The following is a 581-nucleotide window of genomic DNA, read 5'->3' as shown; positions in this document are numbered from 1 at the left end:
ATAGCTGCGAGTCCCGCTAGAACCATGACTTCAGTAAGTGAACCCAAGTGTCCTATTCTAAAGGCGCGACCAGCCATCTCACCTAAGCCAACACCGAAAGATATGCCATATTTATTAAAGGCGTGATCGGTCAGCTCATTACTATTGAAGCCTTCAGGAACATATATCGCACTTACAGTCTCAGAGTATAAGTCAGGCGATACTGCACATAACTTAAAGCCCCAAGCATTAACCGCTTGGCGTACGCCTTCAGCCAAGCGATGATGGCGCGCGTAGACATTCTCAAGGCCTTCTTCAAACAGCATATCAAGACTGGCTCTCATGCCATAAATGAGATTTAGGGGCGGGGTATAAGGAAAGCCGCCATTAGCATTAGCTTTTAGCATGTCACGAAAGTCAAAATAGGTCCGTGGCAGTTTAGCTTGCTCCATTGCTGCTAGTGCTTTTTGACTAACGGCTAGTATCGCCATACCCGTTGCTAGCATGAAGCCTTTTTGCGAACCAGCTACCGCAATATCGACGCCCCATTCATCCATTTTAAAAGGAACACAAGCGATTGAGCTGACTCCGTCAACAAATAG

1 protein-coding gene is annotated in these 581 nt (G+C 46.6%); it reads right to left on the bottom strand.

Going from position 1 to position 581, the window contains the following annotated elements:
- On the bottom strand, positions 1–581 hold a 581-nt coding region (locus tag ACS8FD_RS22990), incomplete at both ends, for a pyridoxal-phosphate-dependent aminotransferase family protein (RefSeq protein WP_439277561.1).

The organism is Psychrobacter sp. 1U2 (assembly GCF_051847575.1).
The sequence above is the reverse complement of the archived record's forward strand: the minus strand, read 5'-3'. Positions and strand labels throughout refer to the sequence as shown.